The organism is Pseudoalteromonas sp. NZS71 (genome assembly GCF_015864715.1).
Lineage (GTDB): Bacteria > Pseudomonadota > Gammaproteobacteria > Enterobacterales > Alteromonadaceae > Pseudoalteromonas > Pseudoalteromonas arctica.
Genome location: NZ_JADYWS010000031.1, coordinates 1 through 17,490, shown reverse-complemented (window position 1 = coordinate 17,490; position 17,490 = coordinate 1). Strand labels below are relative to the sequence as shown.

The 17,490-nt window shown below is 40.2% G+C and carries 18 protein-coding genes; 14 read left to right on the top strand and 4 right to left on the bottom strand.

The annotated features are described in order from the left end of the window. The first annotated feature begins 159 nt into the window (after nt 1-159). The 8 genes from I6E85_RS17520 (at nt 160) to I6E85_RS17485 (ending at nt 7,962) form a co-directional block, all read left to right on the top strand. A complete protein-coding gene (locus I6E85_RS17520) occupies nt 160-2,046 on the top strand; it encodes a transglycosylase SLT domain-containing protein (protein ID WP_007584188.1) in 1,887 nt (628 codons plus the stop codon). 115 nt (nt 2,047-2,161) lie between these two features. Next, nucleotides 2,162-3,484 carry a Xaa-Pro dipeptidase gene (pepQ, locus tag I6E85_RS17515; RefSeq protein ID WP_024591284.1) on the top strand — a complete coding sequence of 441 codons (1,323 nt, stop codon included), beginning with the start codon at nt 2,162-2,164 and terminating at the stop codon, nt 3,482-3,484. An 88-nt stretch (nt 3,485-3,572) separates the two neighbouring features. Further along, complete coding sequence (locus I6E85_RS17510; RefSeq protein ID WP_024591285.1) at nt 3,573-4,187, top strand: YigZ family protein; 615 nt, start codon at nt 3,573-3,575, stop codon at nt 4,185-4,187. 96 nt (nt 4,188-4,283) lie between these two features. After that, entirely contained in the window at nt 4,284-5,735 is a 1,452-nt protein-coding gene (locus I6E85_RS17505; RefSeq protein ID WP_007584186.1) for a TrkH family potassium uptake protein, read from the top strand. 44 nt (nt 5,736-5,779) lie between these two features. Continuing rightward, the gene (locus tag I6E85_RS17500) at nt 5,780-6,439 is read left to right on the top strand and encodes a flagellar brake protein (protein ID WP_024591286.1); all 660 of its coding nucleotides are present in this window, start codon (nt 5,780-5,782) and stop codon (nt 6,437-6,439) included. A 464-nt stretch (nt 6,440-6,903) separates the two neighbouring features. Next, a complete protein-coding gene (locus I6E85_RS17495) occupies nt 6,904-7,116 on the top strand; it encodes an EF-hand domain-containing protein (protein ID WP_004335175.1) in 213 nt (70 codons plus the stop codon). A 139-nt stretch (nt 7,117-7,255) separates the two neighbouring features. Next, nucleotides 7,256-7,468: a calmodulin gene (locus I6E85_RS17490; RefSeq protein ID WP_004335174.1), complete on the top strand. Its 213-nt coding sequence runs from the start codon at nt 7,256-7,258 to the stop codon at nt 7,466-7,468. Between the two features lie 278 nt (nt 7,469-7,746). After that, nucleotides 7,747-7,962 carry an EF-hand domain-containing protein gene (locus tag I6E85_RS17485; RefSeq protein ID WP_007584177.1) on the top strand — a complete coding sequence of 72 codons (216 nt, stop codon included), beginning with the start codon at nt 7,747-7,749 and terminating at the stop codon, nt 7,960-7,962. An 81-nt stretch (nt 7,963-8,043) separates the two neighbouring features. Here the strand turns inward: I6E85_RS17485 and trkA are convergent, their stop codons facing one another. The 4 genes from trkA to def form a co-directional block, all read right to left on the bottom strand. After that, complete coding sequence (trkA, locus tag I6E85_RS17480; protein WP_004335170.1) at nt 8,044-9,420, bottom strand: Trk system potassium transporter TrkA; 1,377 nt, start codon at nt 9,418-9,420, stop codon at nt 8,044-8,046. A gap of 86 nt (nt 9,421-9,506) precedes the next feature. Next, nucleotides 9,507-10,802 carry a 16S rRNA (cytosine(967)-C(5))-methyltransferase RsmB gene (gene rsmB / locus I6E85_RS17475; RefSeq protein ID WP_197237187.1) on the bottom strand — a complete coding sequence of 432 codons (1,296 nt, stop codon included), beginning with the start codon at nt 10,800-10,802 and terminating at the stop codon, nt 9,507-9,509. Continuing rightward, nucleotides 10,795-11,748, bottom strand: a complete 954-nt coding sequence (gene fmt / locus I6E85_RS17470; RefSeq protein WP_024591287.1) for a methionyl-tRNA formyltransferase — start codon at nt 11,746-11,748, stop codon at nt 10,795-10,797. Before fmt ends, rsmB begins: the two co-directional genes overlap by 8 nt. Before the next feature lie 24 nt (nt 11,749-11,772). Beyond that, entirely contained in the window at nt 11,773-12,276 is a 504-nt protein-coding gene (gene def / locus I6E85_RS17465; protein WP_007584168.1) for a peptide deformylase, read from the bottom strand. A gap of 118 nt (nt 12,277-12,394) precedes the next feature. Between def and I6E85_RS17460 the strand changes: the two genes are divergently transcribed. From I6E85_RS17460 to hemF, 6 genes are all read left to right on the top strand, one after another. Then, the gene (locus I6E85_RS17460; RefSeq protein ID WP_024591288.1) at nt 12,395-13,513 is read left to right on the top strand and encodes a LysM peptidoglycan-binding domain-containing protein; all 1,119 of its coding nucleotides are present in this window, start codon (nt 12,395-12,397) and stop codon (nt 13,511-13,513) included. Nucleotides 13,514-13,544: 31 nt separating this feature from the next. After that, nucleotides 13,545-14,636 (top strand): DNA-processing protein DprA, encoded by a 1,092-nt coding sequence (gene dprA, locus I6E85_RS17455; RefSeq protein ID WP_024591289.1) that lies wholly within the window; start codon nt 13,545-13,547, stop codon nt 14,634-14,636. Between the two features lies 1 nt (nt 14,637). Continuing rightward, nucleotides 14,638-15,111, top strand: a complete 474-nt coding sequence (locus tag I6E85_RS17450; RefSeq protein WP_010555161.1) for a DUF494 family protein — start codon at nt 14,638-14,640, stop codon at nt 15,109-15,111. 114 nt (nt 15,112-15,225) lie between these two features. After that, nucleotides 15,226-15,801 (top strand): type I DNA topoisomerase, encoded by a 576-nt coding sequence (locus tag I6E85_RS17445; protein WP_024591290.1) that lies wholly within the window; start codon nt 15,226-15,228, stop codon nt 15,799-15,801. 25 nt (nt 15,802-15,826) lie between these two features. Continuing rightward, the gene (locus tag I6E85_RS17440; RefSeq protein WP_024591291.1) at nt 15,827-16,390 is read left to right on the top strand and encodes an L-threonylcarbamoyladenylate synthase; all 564 of its coding nucleotides are present in this window, start codon (nt 15,827-15,829) and stop codon (nt 16,388-16,390) included. 1 nt (nt 16,391) lies between these two features. Further along, nucleotides 16,392-17,342 carry an oxygen-dependent coproporphyrinogen oxidase gene (hemF, locus tag I6E85_RS17435; protein ID WP_024591292.1) on the top strand — a complete coding sequence of 317 codons (951 nt, stop codon included), beginning with the start codon at nt 16,392-16,394 and terminating at the stop codon, nt 17,340-17,342. The last annotated feature ends 148 nt before the right edge of the window (nt 17,343-17,490 follow it).

Genomic DNA, 17,490 nt, shown 5'->3' with positions numbered 1-17,490 from the left:
TACGATGAGTTTGCATTTCAATCAGTGTGCTTGCTTTAAATTAAAAATGCAACGAAAAATTTAACTCGGTTACAATCGACTGGTTAAAATATAGCTGGTTTGGTGCTAAGGTGGTTGAAAAGTTTTTATTCACTACTTTAATTTTTATTAAAGGACATTATGAAAAAATATTTACTAAGTGTTGCGGCAGCTGCATTCATTTTCCCTCTTCACTCTGCCGAGGCAAGTATCGATAACGATGCCTTTTTAGATGCCGAAAAAAAAGTAAGGTACGGAAGTTACCAAGACTTTAAACAAGCGGTTAGTAACCTAAATCATCCGTTAAAACCGTATGTTGAAAAAACATATTGGCAACGTCACCCGAGTATTAAGCATCAGGCAGAGATAGAAGACTATTTAAATATATATCAGCATACACCGCTTGAGTGGCCTGTGCGCAAAGCGTGGTTGGAGTATTTAAAAGAGAACAATGAAAAAGCGGCGTACATACGCAACTACCGTGAAACTTCTAATACTGGGCTTACCTGTACTTATTTAGATTTTCAGCTCGACTTGGGCGCGCCTGAAAAGGCGATTCTAAATCAGGTGACCGACTTATGGGCCGTTGGTAAATCGCAACCTAATGGCTGTGATAGTTTGTTTTCTACGTGGCGTAAAAAAGGCTACATGAAAGAAGAAACGGTTTGGAAGCGTGTAACACTTGCTGCACAAGGCGGGACGCAAAGCTTATTACCTTACTTAAAAACTTTATTGCCAAGTAAGGATCGTTACTTAGCTGATTTATATCTAAAAGTGCGAAAAGATCCAAGCACGGCAGCTGGATTATATCGATATAAAAATAAGTCGGCTAAAGAAGGCCAAATAGCAATTTATGGTGTTAAGCGTTTGGTTTGGCGCGATAAAGAGCTTGCTTTAAAAGCATGGGAAAAACTAGAAAAAATATTTAAGTATAGTGATGAAGATAAAGCTGACGTGTATTACACCTTTGCATTGTCACTTGCTTCAAGCGGGCATAAGCAAGCGAGCTTTTGGCTAAATAAAGTGCCGAAAGAGCGATTAGACAGCAAGCTTATTCAATGGCAACTGGGCAATATGCTCAAAACCCAAGATTGGGAAGGGATTGCTGCGTTTTTTACAGGAAAAGAGGATTTAAGCCTTGGCCAGCAATATTGGTTAGCTTATAGCTATGCTAAACGTGGCGAGCAACAAAAAGCAGACGATATTTGGAAAAAAGTAGCGGCTAATCGTGATTATTACGGCTTTTTAGCAGCAGCACGTTTAGGGTTGCCCGTTGATTTAAATAATCAACCTTTAGCAGTCGATAAGGTGCTTGTAGATAAAGTAAGTAATGCACCTGGCTTTAAGCGTGCAAAAGCACTTTATGATATTGAGCGCTTTACGTCCGCGCGCCGTGAGTGGAATTATTTAACGGATACGTCTAGCGATGAAGAAAAGCTAGCAGCATCACAACTATCTACCGATTTAGGTTGGCACGACAGTACTATTTTTACTTTAGCAAAAATTAAAGCGTGGGATAACGTAGAGCAACGTTTTCCGTTTGCGTTTCAAGATGTTTTTGAGCGCTACAGTAAACGTAGCAAGATAGATGTTGCCTGGAGTATTGCTATTGCAAGGCGCGAAAGCTCTTTTGCGCCAGATGCACGCTCGCATGCTAATGCACGTGGTTTAATGCAGTTATTACCTAGTACTGCTGAGTATGTAAATAAAGGCAGTGTGACAAGTAGTCGTTTATATCAACCTAAAACAAATATTAGGTTGGGTACGAGTTACTTACAATACTTAAAAAAGAAAAACCATGGCAATGAAGTGCTGGCAACAGCTTCTTATAATGCGGGTTATCACCGTATAAAGCGTTGGTTACCTGATGACGCTATTCCGGCTGAGTTATGGGTAGAGCTTATTCCGTATCGCGAAACCCGTGATTACGTAAAAAATGTATTTGCGTACAGACAGGTTTACCATACAAGAATGGGCCGAGAAGGTAATGTATTAGCGCCGCTACTCGAAATGAAAATGGGCGGTTAGTAAATATCAGTTTAAAGTAGGGGGATATCTAATGCGTTTAGACCCCCCCTTTTTTGAGCGCTGAGGGGATAAGTGGTAGACTCAGAGCAAGTTAAATTTAACAGATGGATTAACAATGGATAAATTAGCCGTTTTATACGCCGAACATATTGCAACACTGCAACAGCGTACTCGTACAATTTGTAATAGCGAAGGGTTAGAAGGATTAGTAATTCATTCAGGCCAAGCTAAGCGCCAGTTTTTAGATGATATGTATTATCCATTTAAAGTTAATCCACAGTTTAAAGCGTGGTTACCGGTTATTGATAATCCTCATTGCTGGATTGTGGTAAATGGCAGCGACAAACCAAAACTAATATTTTATCGCCCGGTAGATTTTTGGCATAAAGTACCAGACGAGCCACGCGACTTTTGGGCTGAGTACTTTGATATAGAGCTATTACTTCAGCCTGATCAAGTAGAAAAGTTATTACCATACGACAAAGCTAAATACGCTTACATGGGCGAATATATTGAAGTAGCGCAAGCACTTGGTTTTAGTATTATGAACCCTGAGCCTGTACTTAACTATTTTCATTACCACCGCGCTTATAAAACGCAGTACGAACTTGAATGTTTACGCAACGCTAACCGCATTGCAGTAGATGGGCATAAAGCCGCACGCGACACATTTTTTAATGGTGGTAGCGAGTTCGATATTCAGCAAGCGTACTTAATGGCAACACGTCAAAGCGAAAATGAAATGCCGTACGGCAACATTGTTGCACTTAACGAAAACTGCGCTATTTTGCATTACACGCACTTTGATCCAAAAGCGCCACACACTCATAACTCATTTTTAATTGATGCCGGTGCAAACTTTAATGGTTATGCTGCTGATATTACTCGTACGTATGATTTTAAAAAGCAGGGTGAGTTTGCTGAGCTTGTACAAGCGATGACGGTTCAACAAATCGAGTTAGGTAAAGGTTTAAAGCCGGGTATGCTTTATGGTGATTTACACGTTGAATGCCATAACCGTATTGCACAAATACTCAGTGACTTTAAAATTGTTAACCTACCAGCGACAGAAATTGTTGAGCGTAAAATTACCTCTACTTTCTTCCCGCATGGACTAGGGCATCACCTAGGTTTACAAGTCCATGATATGGGTGGTTTTATGAGTGACGAAAAGGGCACACATCAGCCATCGCCTGAAGGGCATCCGTTCTTGCGTTGTACTCGCCTGATTGAAAAAAACCAAGTGTTTACCATTGAACCAGGTTTATATTTTATTGATTCACTGCTTGGTGATTTAGCGCAAACCGATAATAAGCAGTTTATTAATTGGGAAAAGATTGAGTCATTTAAACCATTTGGCGGTATTCGTATTGAAGACAACATTATTGTTCACGAAGATAGCTTAGAGAATATGACACGAGATTTAGCGCTCGATTAATTCTAGTTAACACTAATTAGTTTATACACGTTAAAATACGTACATTATTTAAAGGGGCCTTTTGGCCCCCTTTTTACAAGTTTAAAATATGCCTGAATATAAATATCCCGCTGCTGACGTTTTTCATCAAGAAGAAATTAAAAAAAGTACGTTTATAGTTCACATTGCACATACCCCCGATTTAAATTCAGCTAAAGCATTTATTAAAAGCATTGAAGAAAAGTATAGCGATGCGCGTCATAACTGCTGGGCACATGTGGCAGGCAACCCCGGTGGCAGCCATGTTTATGGTTTTTCGGACGATGGTGAACCAAATGGCACTGCAGGAAAACCTATGTTAAATGTGCTGGTGGGTTCAGGCCTTGGCGAAATCACAGCTGTTGTTACACGTTACTTTGGCGGCATAAAATTAGGCACGGGCGGGTTAGTACGTGCTTATGGTGGCTCATTAAATAATGCATTAGTAAAATTGCAAACGGTACTTAAAGTTCCCAGTGTTGAAATTACCGGGAGTAGCGAGTACAGCATGCAAGGTGCGATTGAGCAGTTATTAAAAACAAAGTATCAAGTGCTTAATATTGATAAGCAATTTACTGCTAATATTAAATGGGTGATTACAATAGATAGCCGCGAAGCTCAGCAAGCAATCAAAGATATTTTTGATTTAAGTCACGGCGCAGTTGAGTTAACTATTAAAGAGTAATAACCTACACAAATTGCATGTAATGCATACTGACCCTATTTAATTTGGTTGATACTACTCAGCCTGAATTTACTAATAATAAAAGCGACAAGCTAAATGCAATTTCGTACCATCATAAAAATTCTTGGCCAACTTGTTGCGCTGTTCAGTATTACCATGGTGCCTCCGGCACTGGTATCTTTAATATATAAAGACGGTGGTGGTGTTCCTTTTGTTTTAGCATTTATCTTTAGTGTTGTTATTGGCATGATGGCTTATTACCCAAACCGCCATGAAAACGGTGACTTAAAAGCACGTGAAGGCTTTTTAATTGTTGTTTTGTTTTGGCTGGTACTTGGGGCGTTTGCGTCCTTGCCGCTTATATTTTTACAAGAACCTAATTTATCGCTCGCCGATGCGGTGTTTGAAGCATTCTCTGGTTTAACAACCACCGGCGCTACAGTACTTACCGGTATTGAGTACTTACCTAAGTCGGTGTTGTTTTATCGTCAGCAACTCCAGTGGTTTGGCGGTATGGGTATAATCGTACTCGCTGTCGCTATACTCCCCATGCTAGGTGTTGGTGGTATGCAGTTATATCGCGCTGAAATACCTGGGCCTGTAAAAGATTCCAAAATGACCCCGCGAATTGCCGATACAGCAAAGCACCTTTGGTATATTTATGTGTCGCTGACTATTGCTTGTATGCTGGCTTATTGGGCAGCAGGGATGGAGTGGTTTGATGCGATATGTCATGCATTCTCAACGGTCGCGATAGGTGGTTTTTCTACTTACGATGCTTCCATGGGGCACTTTGACAGCCCTGTAATTAACTTTATTTGTGTGTTCTTTTTAATTATTGCCGCTGTTAACTTCTCCCTGCATTACGCCGCAGTGGCCAGTCGTAACATACAAGTTTATATTCGAGACCCTGAGTTTAAGGTGTTTTTGTGTATTCAATTAGCGCTGGTGGTTATTTGTTTTACCGTACTTTCCTCTAACGAAATATTTGCTAATGGCGATGAAACCCTCGATCAGGCATTATTTCAGGCTGTTTCTATGAGTACAACAGCAGGCTTTGCTACTGATAACTTTTCAACATGGCCTTTGTTTTTACCTATTTTACTTATATTTTCGAGCTTTATTGGTGGCTGTGCAGGCTCTACTGGTGGTGGTATGAAAGTAGTGCGCGTGTTCTTACTTTACTTGCAGGGTGTGCGTGAGCTTAATCGTTTGGTGCACCCACGGGCTATATATTCAATCAAGCTGGGTCGAAAGGCGTTGCCAGACAAAGTAGTAGAAGCCGTGTGGGGATTTTTCTCTGCATATGCGTTGGTGTTTATTATTATTATGTTAGCGCTTATGGGCACGGGTATGGATAACATAACTGCGTTCTCAGCCACTGCGGCTTGTTTAAATAACTTAGGTCCAGGTCTGGGGGATGTAGCGTCGCATTATGGCGCTATAACCGATGGTGCTAAATGGTTGCTTACCATTGCAATGGTGTTTGGTCGTTTAGAAATATTTACTTTATTAGTGTTATTTACGCCTACTTTTTGGCGTGGATAAACGAGCGGCTTAAGTTTTAAATTACGAACTATTGGGAAAGGGATATGCCAACAAATTTAGAAAAGCTAAAGCATATAAGTGTAGGCAGCTTAGTCGACCTAGAAATATTAACACCTACAAGCAGTAAGCGTGTTAAAACTGAATTAATTGGTTTACTCGATAAACAGTTTATTATTTTAAATTATCCCAATGCAAAGCGTTTACCTGCGGCGAGTGACTATTTACGTGATGGCGTAATGGTTGTTGTAAGAGCGCTTATTGAAGGTAGTGGTGGGCAAGTTATTGCGTTTCGCCAGCAAATTATGTCGGTAGCCTCTCATCCCGCTAAACTCGTGTTTATAAACTTTCCAAAGCAAGTGCAGTTATTTGCGCTACGCTCACAAACACGCATACCTACCTTATTACCTGCAAAGCTAAAGCTAAGTGACGATAGGGTACTTGAAGGCCTTATTAAAGACATTTCACTCACTGGTGTAATGTTTGATATTAGAGGCGATCAGCAAGTTGAAAGTATTAAAGATATGCAATGCACTGTCGTACTTAATAGCAGTGATAAAGATTTTGAAGGTGAAATTTGCAGTGTTAAAGAGCATGCCGCAGGCGTGCACTGTGGAATTAAGCTACTAGCAAGCGAGGATGAAATGAAAGCCTTTATGAAAGAGCATTTTATAGACCCTTCTGCGCTTGAGCCTACCGTTGAATAAATAGGTTTTCGCTTATTTGCAACAAAAAGGCATTTTACGTCAGTATTTATAAAATTTTTTTTTCTCTTTCATAATTAAAATTATTATTTAAATAAAACAACTGATTACGTATTATTTTTTACAGCTTATTTTTTGTTATTAAAGCTTCCTCGTTAAAATTTATCTCAATTATTCTTTAAAATCCCTCCTTTTAAAACCGTACATTTAAAAATGTATCTTTTTATATAAACATAACTATATGTTTTTAATGACTTTAATGCCATCTCTTTAAAACGTGTTGCTAAAGGGCAACAATAATTATTCTAAAAACGCTTTCTTGTTGTACGTTTTATATTTAACTTATTGAAAATTATTAATTTTTAAATGTTGGCATCTAAGTTGTAATAGTCTAAGTGTACTGAACGAAATCGTGATTCAAAGTGAAATACTTAATCGCACACACATAAATTTGAAGGATACATATTATGAAAAGCATTAATAAAACTTTAGCACTTATCGCTATTGCATCTTCTTCAGCCGCTTTTGCTGCAACAGATTTTGACACACTGGATGTAGACGGCAGTGGCACAATTAGCCAAGCAGAAGCATCAGTTGATGCAAAGCTAATGAGCATGTTTTCTGAGCTTGATACTGACCAAAATGGTGAGTTATCAAAAGAAGAATTTTCAGAAGCTTAATTAAAAAGTATTTATCCTGAGTTGCCAAAGACACCTAAGTAGGCAAGGGAGCTTACGAAAGAGGATAACAAGGAAGTGAAAAATTACGTTTTAAGTTAAACGAAGCAATTTTTTTGATAGAACATTGAAGGATTAAGTTATGAAACATTTAAATAAAGCATTAGCACTTATAGTACTAGCATCTTCTTCCGCTGCATTTGCAGCATCAGATTTTGACAGCCTTGATATCGATGGTAGCGGCACAATTAGCCCAAGCGAAGCGGCAGTCGATACAGATTTAATGGCTGAATTTATTGAGCTAGATACCGACGGTAGCGGCGAGCTTTCTAAAGAAGAATTCGCTAATTACTAATTAACCTGAACTCTGGATAATAAATCTATCTCGAGCAGCTATTTTCAGCGCTAACTGCGTTGAATTTGCTTGCAATAGGCCAGCTATTGACGCGTAAATTCGCCTTGTTTTCACTGAAAATCTCTGGCTAGAGAAAATAAATTTAAATATCACCATGATTCAATACGTTAGTAAATCTCTTAACCAGAGTACAGGTTAACTAATCTTTTTTCAGATTAAACATTTTTCACAGTCAGGGATCTTTGAAAAGGACTTCCCATATTACTAGGAATATTATTATGAAAACATTAAATACAACACTTGCAGTTATCGTTTTAGCATCTTCATCAGCAGCATATGCCGCAGTAGATTTTGCCTCTTTTGATGCAGATGGTAACGGTGCTATTACAATGGAAGAAGCAAAGGTTAACCCTCAGCTTGTAAAGATTTTTGATGATTTGGATACTGATGGTAATGGTGAAATCTCTAAAGAAGAGTTTTCAAAAGTACAGTAATCAATATTTAAGCATACTCCATTAAAGCCGCCTTAGTCAGCGGCTTTTTTGTGTATTAAATTAACTAATTAGAGTAACTAGTTAAAGGAATATAGCACTTACTTGGAATAGTTTTTCTACAACGGTAATGTGTTTTTTGTCGATTAAAAACATGATGACATGATCGCCCGACATAATAATTGTATCATCGTGAGCTATCAGCACATCGTCATTACGTACTATTGCCCCAATGGTTGTACCTGCAGGAAGTTTTATGTCGGCAATCGCACGACCAACCACTTTAGATGTGTTTTCATCACCATGAGCAACCGCTTCAATGGCTTCTGCTGCGCCTTTACGCAGTGAATACACGTTAACAATATCACCACGGCGTACGTGCGTTAATAACGCTGATATAGTTGCTTGTTGTGGCGATATGGCAATATCTATTTCGCCGCCTTGTACCAAATCAACGTAAGCTCCACGTTGAATAAGTACCATGGTTTTTTGTGCGCCCATACGTTTTGCAAGCATGGCCGACATAATGTTTGCTTCATCGTCGTTGGTTACGGCAATAAATACATCGACTTGTTCAATATGCTCTTCTGAGAGCAGTTCTTGATCAGATGCGTCACCACAAAAAACGACCGTGTTATCGAGCATTTCTGAGAGTTGCTCGGCACGTTCTTTACTGCGTTCAATTAGTTTAACGGTGTGGTTTTTTTCAAGTGAGCGGGCAAGGCCTGCCCCAATGTTACCGCCACCAGCTATCATAATTTTTTTGTACGAACGCTCAAGTTTTTGTAGCTCGTTCATTACTGCGCGTATATGTTTTGTAGCGGCAATAAAGAATACTTCGTCATCGGCTTCAATAACGGTGGTACCCAGTGGTTTGATTGCTTTACCTTGACGATAAATAGCGGCAACACGAGTTTCTACATTAGGAATATGTTCTTTAAGTGCAGATAACGCATAACCTACTAATAAACCCCCATAGTAAGCTTTTACGGCTACTAACGAGAGCATGCCATCAGCAAACTGCAATACTTGCAGAGCACCAGGGTAGTCAATTAGACGGCGAATATACTTAGTGACCAGTGCTTCGGGAGCAATGTAATGATCGATTGGTAAATCATCGTTTTGAAATAGTTTTTCGCGGTATTTTAAATATTGCTCTGAGCGAATGCGGGCAATTTTAGTGGGCGTTTTAAAAATACTGTACGCCACTTGGCATGCAACCATGTTCACTTCATCTGAACTGGTTACTGCTATAATCATATCGGCATCTTCAGCGCCTGCACGGCGTAAAACATCAGGATGCGCGCTGTGGCCCATAACCCCTTGTAAGTCGTACTTATCTTGAAGTTCACGTAATCGGTTACCGTCTATATCAACAACGGTAATTTCGTTTTGTTCGCCAACTAAGTTTTCAGCAAGCGTAGCACCAACTTGCCCGGCACCGAGTATAATTATTTTCATTATTTACCCGTGGTATTGATCATAATTTAATTAAAAAAATAGCCATTTAATGTTTCATAAATGGCTAACTATTTAGTGTACGGCTATTAGGCTTTTTTAACTAGCTTAGCGTAATAAAATCCATCACTTTCACCGGGCAGTAACTGCAAACCTGGAGTTGTTACGGTATCATTTTCGTGTAGAGGTATATGTTCTACATCATCGTTATTAGCTAAAAACTTAGCAACTTGCTGTTGGTTTTCTTGTGGAAGAACCGAACACGTAGCATATACCAATGTGCCACCTGGTTTTAACAGTGGCCAAATGCTATCAAGGATATCGTTTTGTAACTTAGATAAGTCTTCGATATCTGATGCGCGACGTAACCATTTTATATCAGGGTGACGGCGAATTACGCCAGTGGCTGAACAAGGCACATCAAGCAAAATACGATCAAATAATTTTTCGTCCCACCAAGTATGTGGTTGTGAGGCATCGCCACATTGCAGGTCTGCACCTAAGCCAATACGAGTTAAGTTTTGCTTAACGCGTTCAAGGCGAGTTGAGTCGCTATCAAGTGCAAGTACATCAGCATCAGCAAGCTCTAATATATGACACGTTTTTCCGCCAGGTGCTGCACAGGCATCTAAAATATAGTCATCTGCTTTAGGTTCTAAAAAGCGGGCTGCCAACTGTGCTGCAGCATCTTGTACTGAACATGCACCTGTATCAAACTCAGGCAACGAAAATACATCACGTGGTTTGGCAAGCTTAATCCCATCAATAAAGTCAGGGTTTAAGGTGTGTTCAATATCGTTAGCGCTAAGCATTTCGCTGTACTCTTGCGTGCTAAATTGTGCTTGGTTTACACGAAGCCACATTGGTGCTTGTTGCTGGTTTTCTTCAAGTAGTGCTTCCCAGCTATCTGGGTAGGCTGTTTGCACCTGTTTAATAAACCAATTTGGATGGTTGTATAAACATACCGGAATAAGCTTCGCTTTTTCTTCAAGCTCTGCTTGTTGGCGCTGAAAATTACGTAAAATGGCGTTTATCAGCCCTTTTAATCCTAAAGCGCGTAGTTGAGCCAGTGCGTTTACAGTTTCTGAAATTGCAGCATGTGGTGGTACGCGCATATGCTGCAGTTGATAAATACCTACGTATAATAAAAACTGAAATATTCTACGTTTACCTTTCAATGGCTGCTCTACTAAGTGTTGGCAGTAATTTTCAAGGCTCGGTAAGTAGCGTAAAACGCCATAACAAATTTGCTGTAGCAACGCTTTATCTTTAGGCGGCAAGCCTTGGCTTGCAAATGGAAGTTCTTGATTAAGCGATGCGCCTTTATCAACTACGTTATATAAAGTTTCAGCGGCCAGCGCTCGTACGTTTGGAACATTACTCATTGTTTTCGCCTAATATTGTGCCAGGGGTAACCCAGTCACTACGACCATTTAAAAAGTCGTTAATTGCCATTGGTTTTTTACCTTGCGGCTGTAATTGCGTAATACATAAAGCATGCTCGCCACACGCCACTACTACGCCATTTTTGTCGCTTGATAAAATTTGCCCAGGATCACCTGATTGCAGCACAACCTGCGCTTGATAAATCTTTACTGTTTGCCCACCCATTTGGGTAAAGCACACTGGCCATGGATTAAAAGAGCGAATGTTTCGCTCAATTTGCAGTGCACTCATTGACCAATCGATATTAGCTTCCTCTTTAGAAAGCTTTTTAGCGTAGTTAGCAAGTTCATCATTTTGAGGTTCAGGGGTGATCTCGCCATTAGCTAATTTATTAATGGTTTCAATTAACGCGTCTGGACCTAGCTCAGCAAGCTTTGTATATAAACTAGCGCTAGTTTCTGTCGTGCCAATAGGGCAGCGACTTATATGTAGCATATCGCCGGTATCTAGCCCTTCATCCATTTGCATTATTGTTACGCCGGTTTGTTCATCACCTGCCCAAATTGCGCGTTGAATAGGTGCAGCGCCGCGCCAGCGCGGTAATATAGAGCCATGCACATTTAAACAACCCAAACGTGGGGCTTCTAATATAGCTTTAGGTAAGATTAAGCCATACGCTACAACAATCATAATGTCGGCATTTAAGCTTGTTAGCTCTGCTAGTGCTTCATCATTTTTTAATGACTGTGGCTGAAAAACCGGTAAGTTGTGCTCAAGCGCTAGCGCTTTCACTTCACTGGCTTTTAATTTTTTACCACGACCTGCAGGGCGATCTGGCTGGCTATATACACCCACTATTTGGTGTTCGCTTTGTATCAGCGCTTGTAAATGACGTGCTGCAAAGTCCGGCGTACCGGCAAATATAATGCGTAATGGTTGAGTCACTGAGTTTTCCTAAGGTACTTATTACTAATCTGCAAATTTAGCTTCTTTTTCAAGCTTTTTACGAATACGTTGGCGCTTTAATGGAGATAAGTAATCAATAAACAGCTTACCTTGAAGGTGATCTAGTTCGTGTTGAATACAAATAGCCAGTAATTCATCTGCATCTAGTACAAACTCTTCACCGTTTTCGTTAAGTGCAGCGACTGTTACTGTTTCAGCGCGGTCTACTTTTGCATACGAGTTAGGTACTGATAAACAGCCTTCTTCGCTAACGGTAGAGCCGTCTTTTTTAATGATTTGTGGATTAATTAATACCAGTGGCTCATCGCGCTCTTCTGATACATCAATAACAACGATTCGTTGATGAATATCTACTTGCGTGGCCGCAAGTCCAATGCCATTTTCATCGTACATTGTCTCTAGCATGTCTTTTACAATTTGGCGTACTGTGTCGTCAACTTGTGCAACATCTTTTGCTATAGTACGTAAACGTTCATCTGGAAATCTTAAAACTTCTAACCTAGCCATAGTTACCTTTTTCACTTGTGCTTAATTTAGGGTATTGTATGCTCTTATTTTAGCCATTCGCGTTCACCTTTAACAGGTTTTGGGCAATAATAATGAAAAAACAATACAAGGAAGCTCAATGAAATCTCCATTACTTGCAATCATGCTTACGTTAAGCGCTGCGTTCCCCGCAGTTGCTGACGTACTTAAAATAAAAAAAGATGCACCAAAACAGTATGTTGTAAAAAAAGGCGATACACTTTGGGATATTTCTGGCATCTATTTAGATGAGCCTTGGCTATGGCCTGAACTTTGGCAAATGAATCCACAAATTGACAACCCGCACCTAATTTACCCCGGTGATGCATTAGCGCTGATATACGATGCAGATGGAAACCCACGTTTAGTGATTAATAAAGGATATAGAAAGCTATCCCCTCAGGGTCGTATTACACCAAAAGGGCGTAATGCTATTACTACTTTGCCGCTTGAAATGATCAAACCGTATATCAGTTACGAACAAGCAATGAACAGTGACGATATTAAAGGCAAGCCTTATATTTTAGGTGCTAACGAAAATACTAAAACACAAACGTTAGGCCATATTTTATATGTTAAAGGCGACTTACAAGTACATAAAGCATATGCCATTTACCATAAAGGTGACCCTTACACCGATTTAACCGGTGAAGTGTTAGCAACGCGTGCATCTTACGTGGGTATCGCACGTGCGTTTAGAGCGGGTGATGAACACAATGGCGTGCCTTCGTCATTACGTGTTGAATCTGTTAAACGAGAAATTCAGCAAGGCGATTTTTTAATGCCGGCAATGGAAGGTCAAATGCTTCCTGCGTACTTTAATATTCACCGTCCTTCTGAGCCTGTAACAGGGAATATTATTGCTTCCCCACGACAAGTTAGAGAATTCAGCACAATGGATGTTGTAGTGCTAAACTTAGGCAGTGAACAAAACATAGAAGCGGGTCATGTATTAGATCTAGAACGTCAATCGCCAACGGTTATTGATGGTCCTCGTGGCCCTCGTTATCCAGAAGATTCTAGTAAATACGAGAAGCTTTTATCTGATGTGAGCCAATTATTTGGTGGTGAGTCTGACGAAGAGAGCACAACGTGGACTATGCCTAAAGAAAAAGTTGGCGAGCTAATTGTCTTTAAAGTGTATGACAAAATAAGTTATGCATTAATAACTAAAAACCAGCACCCAATTCGCATTGGAGATATTGCAGTTATTCATTAAGAAGTAGCGAGTCGGTGCTCTAGGAGAGAGCATGGATCAGTCATCTGGCAAGCTAGCCCACTGGCTTGCCTTTTATATGTGTAAAGGGTTGGGTATCAAAACCCTTTTAGCACTATCTACAAACTATTCCCTTGGGTCGTTATTCGACTTATCTCATGACAAGCTTTTACAGCTTGGATTAACCGCTAATCAAGCGAGTAATTTACTCAACACCAATTGGCAACAAGTCAGCCATTATGAGCAACTAATTGCGCAGCAGGGCATTACCGTTGTCTGTATTTTTGATGCGCTTTATCCAGAAGATCTCCGACAGATTGCCAGTGCGCCTTTATTACTATTTTGTAGGGGAGATGTCTCGTTATTATCTACTCCACAAATTGCAATTGTAGGGAGTCGTAATGCCACACCTACCGGGCTTGAAATAGCATCAGAATTTGCATACGAGTTAACTTTAGCGGGTATTACAGTTACCTCAGGTATGGCACGGGGAATAGATGGAGCAGCACATAAGGGCTCTCTTGCTGGTACGGGTAAAACCATAGCGGTGCTTGGTACTGGGGTTGATATTTACTATCCTAAACGCCATAAACTATTAACAGACCAAGTTTTAGAAAGCGGCCTGTTGGTGAGTGAGTTTTTACCAGGGGCAGCTGCTCATGCGCATAACTTTCCGCGCCGAAATCGTATTATTTCTGGGTTATCGTTGGGAGTGCTTATTGTTGAGGCTGAAATTAAAAGTGGTTCGTTAATTACAGTACGCTATGCGCTTGAACAAAATAAAGAGGTATTTGCAGTACCGGGTTCTATTAAAAACCCGTTAGCGCAGGCAAGTCACTTTTTAATAAAGCAAGGTGCTAAGCTGGTAGAAAACGTGGCTGACATTCTTGATGAGGTGAGTTTTACTTACGACAATAATGTATGTAACAAAGAGCAGCCTATTCAGGCAAATTCTCAATGCGAGGTTTTAAATAGCATTGGCTTTGAAGTCACCAGCGTAGACGACATTGTACGTCGTGCGCAGTGGCCAATAGACAAAGTGCTCGCTAGGTTGCTCGATTTAGAATTAGACGATCAGATTGAGCGAGTGTTAGATGGTTATATTAAGTTGAGCGCAGGAAGGTAATATGTTTGATATTCTTTTATATCTTTTTGAAAATTACATTCATAGCGAAGCGGATATATTTGCAGAGCAAAATGAATTAACCGATGAGCTACTGCGCGCGGGCTTTAATAAGCCTGAGATATTTAAAGCTCTCGATTGGTTAGAGCAACTCGCCGATTTACAACACAGCGATGAGTCTCCTTATCTTATTACTAACCCTAAAGATGCTGTGCGTATATTTACCGATAGTGAATGCCAAAGGCTCAGTGCTGAGTGTCGTGGCTTTTTAATGTTTATTGAGCAAATAGGCGTAATTAACAATGTAACTCGTGAGATGGTAATGGACTGTTTAGCCTCACTAGATAAACCAACCATAAGCCTAGAAGATTTAAAATGGATTGTACTTATGATTTTGTTTAATGTTCCTGGCTCTGAAGAGGCATATGAGCAAATGGAAGATTTGATTTTTGATGAACCCAGCGAACTTCTTCATTAGAGATAATTATCTTAATTGTACTCAAATTACTTAAACGGATAAGCACGGCATTGCTTGTATCTTTAAGTGGTTTGGGTATATTAGGCGAAAATTCACTAACCTATTAGGATCACCATGAGTAAAATCGACCATTCGCTTTTCTCGGCGAACAAGCACGCCCTCGAAAAAGAATACGAGATATGCCCACAGTGTGGTTCAGAGTTAGTGATCCGCAATAGTAAATCAGGCCCTTTTTTAGGATGCGCAAGTTATCCCCAATGCGACTTTATTAGGCCGTTGGCACATCACGATAGTAACGAAATTAAAGTTCTTGAAGATTCAGCATGCCCGCAGTGCAGCAAACCGCTGGTGGTTAAAAATGGCCGCTACGGTATGTTTATTGGGTGTACGGGATATCCAGAGTGCCATTACATTGCTAACGAAAATGAAGAAAAACAAAGCGAAGACACTTTGCCAAGTTGCCCTAAATGCAAAAAAGGTCATTTAGTCGCGCGCAGTAATAAATTTGGTAAAGTATTTTATTCTTGTGATTGCTATCCAAGTTGTAAATACACACTTAATAATAAACCGGTTGAACACCCGTGTCCTGAATGTAACTGGCCTATCGTCATAGAGAGAAATATGGCAAACGGCACATTATTGCAATGCCCACAAAAAAGCTGCATGCATAAGCTCACCCCAACTGAATAACGTTTAATTATATCTGGAGACTACTTTGTCAGACCTTTCAAATACGCCCACTGCAATAACATGCTTAACGCAAGGCGAAGTTATTTTATACCCAACAGAAGCTGTATATGGTTTAGGTTGTGATCCAGATAATCAACAAGCCGTTGAGGCACTATTAGCTATTAAGCAGCGCCCGGTTAAAAAAGGGCTTATTTTAATTGCTGATAACTACGGGCAATTATTAAAATACGTAGATGATGCAAAAATACCAATGGATAAACGCGCTGATATTTTTTCGAGTTGGCCTGCTGCAATTACATGGGTTATGCCTGCATCTAAAAATACGCCTAAATGGCTCACAGGGCAGTTTGATACCATCGCAGTAAGAGTAACAAACCATCCAACAGTAAAGCGTTTGTGCCAAGAGTTTGGTAAGCCACTAGTATCAACCAGTGCAAACTTAACCGGTCAAGAAACAGTAATTAGTATTGAGCAAGCCAAAGCGCAATTTGCAGAACAAGTTGGCTTTTACGTTGACGAGCCGTTAGGTGGTAATACTCAACCAAGCACAATAAAAGACGCCATGACTGGCAAAATATTTAGAGGTTAATATGCAAAGCGAATTATTAGATCAAGTAAAAGCATACTTTATGGCTTTGCAAGACACTATTTGCCAAGGTTTGGAGGCTGCAGATGGCAGTGCTAAATTTATAGAAGATAACTGGCAGCGAGCAGAAGGTGGTGGTGGTCGCACACGTGTAACCACAAATGGTACTGTAATAGAGCAAGGCGGAGTTAATTACTCACACGTATTTGGCGCTTCAATGCCAGGTTCGGCAACAGCACATAGACCAGAGCTTGCAGGGCGCAGCTTTCATGCGTGTGGTGTGTCGTTAGTTATTCACCCTAAAAACCCTCATGTACCAACAAGTCATGCCAATGTGCGCTTTTTTATAGCCGAAAAAGAAGGCGAAGAGCCAATATGGTGGTTTGGTGGCGGATTTGATCTCACTCCTTTTTATCCAGTATTAGAAGACGTACAGCATTGGCATCAAGTTGCTCACGACATTTGTGCGCCATTTGGTAGTGAAGTTTATCCAAAATATAAAACATGGTGCGACGAGTATTTTTATTTAAAGCACAGAGACGAGACGCGCGGAGTAGGCGGTTTGTTTTTTGACGATTTAAACGAACTTGGTTTTGAAAAGAGTTTTGCGTTTATGCAATCGGTGGGTAATGGATTTTTAGATGCCTATTTACCTATTATTGAACGTCGCAAAAATGACGAATACACAGAGCAACAACGTGATTTTCAGCTTTATCGTCGCGGACGTTATGTCGAGTTTAATTTAGTATGGGATAGAGGCACTTTATTTGGATTACAAAGTGGCGGGCGCACTGAGTCTATATTAATGTCTATGCCACCACTTGCACGCTGGGAATATAACTATAAACCAGAGCCAAGTAGCCCAGAAGCTAACCTATATCAGTATTACTTACGCCCGCAAGAGTGGCTAACTAGTCAACCAAGTGAGTTGATAGCCAGAGAATGGCAATTATAACAATTACACAGTAATCAAAAAGGCGCTAATTAGCTGTCTCTTATACACAAATCCCTGCTAAGAAATTAGCGGGGATTTTTTTGAACTAAATCTCAATGTCATGATCAGATCTTCAAATCTTGTTTGAGGGCACATTATGATTAACGAA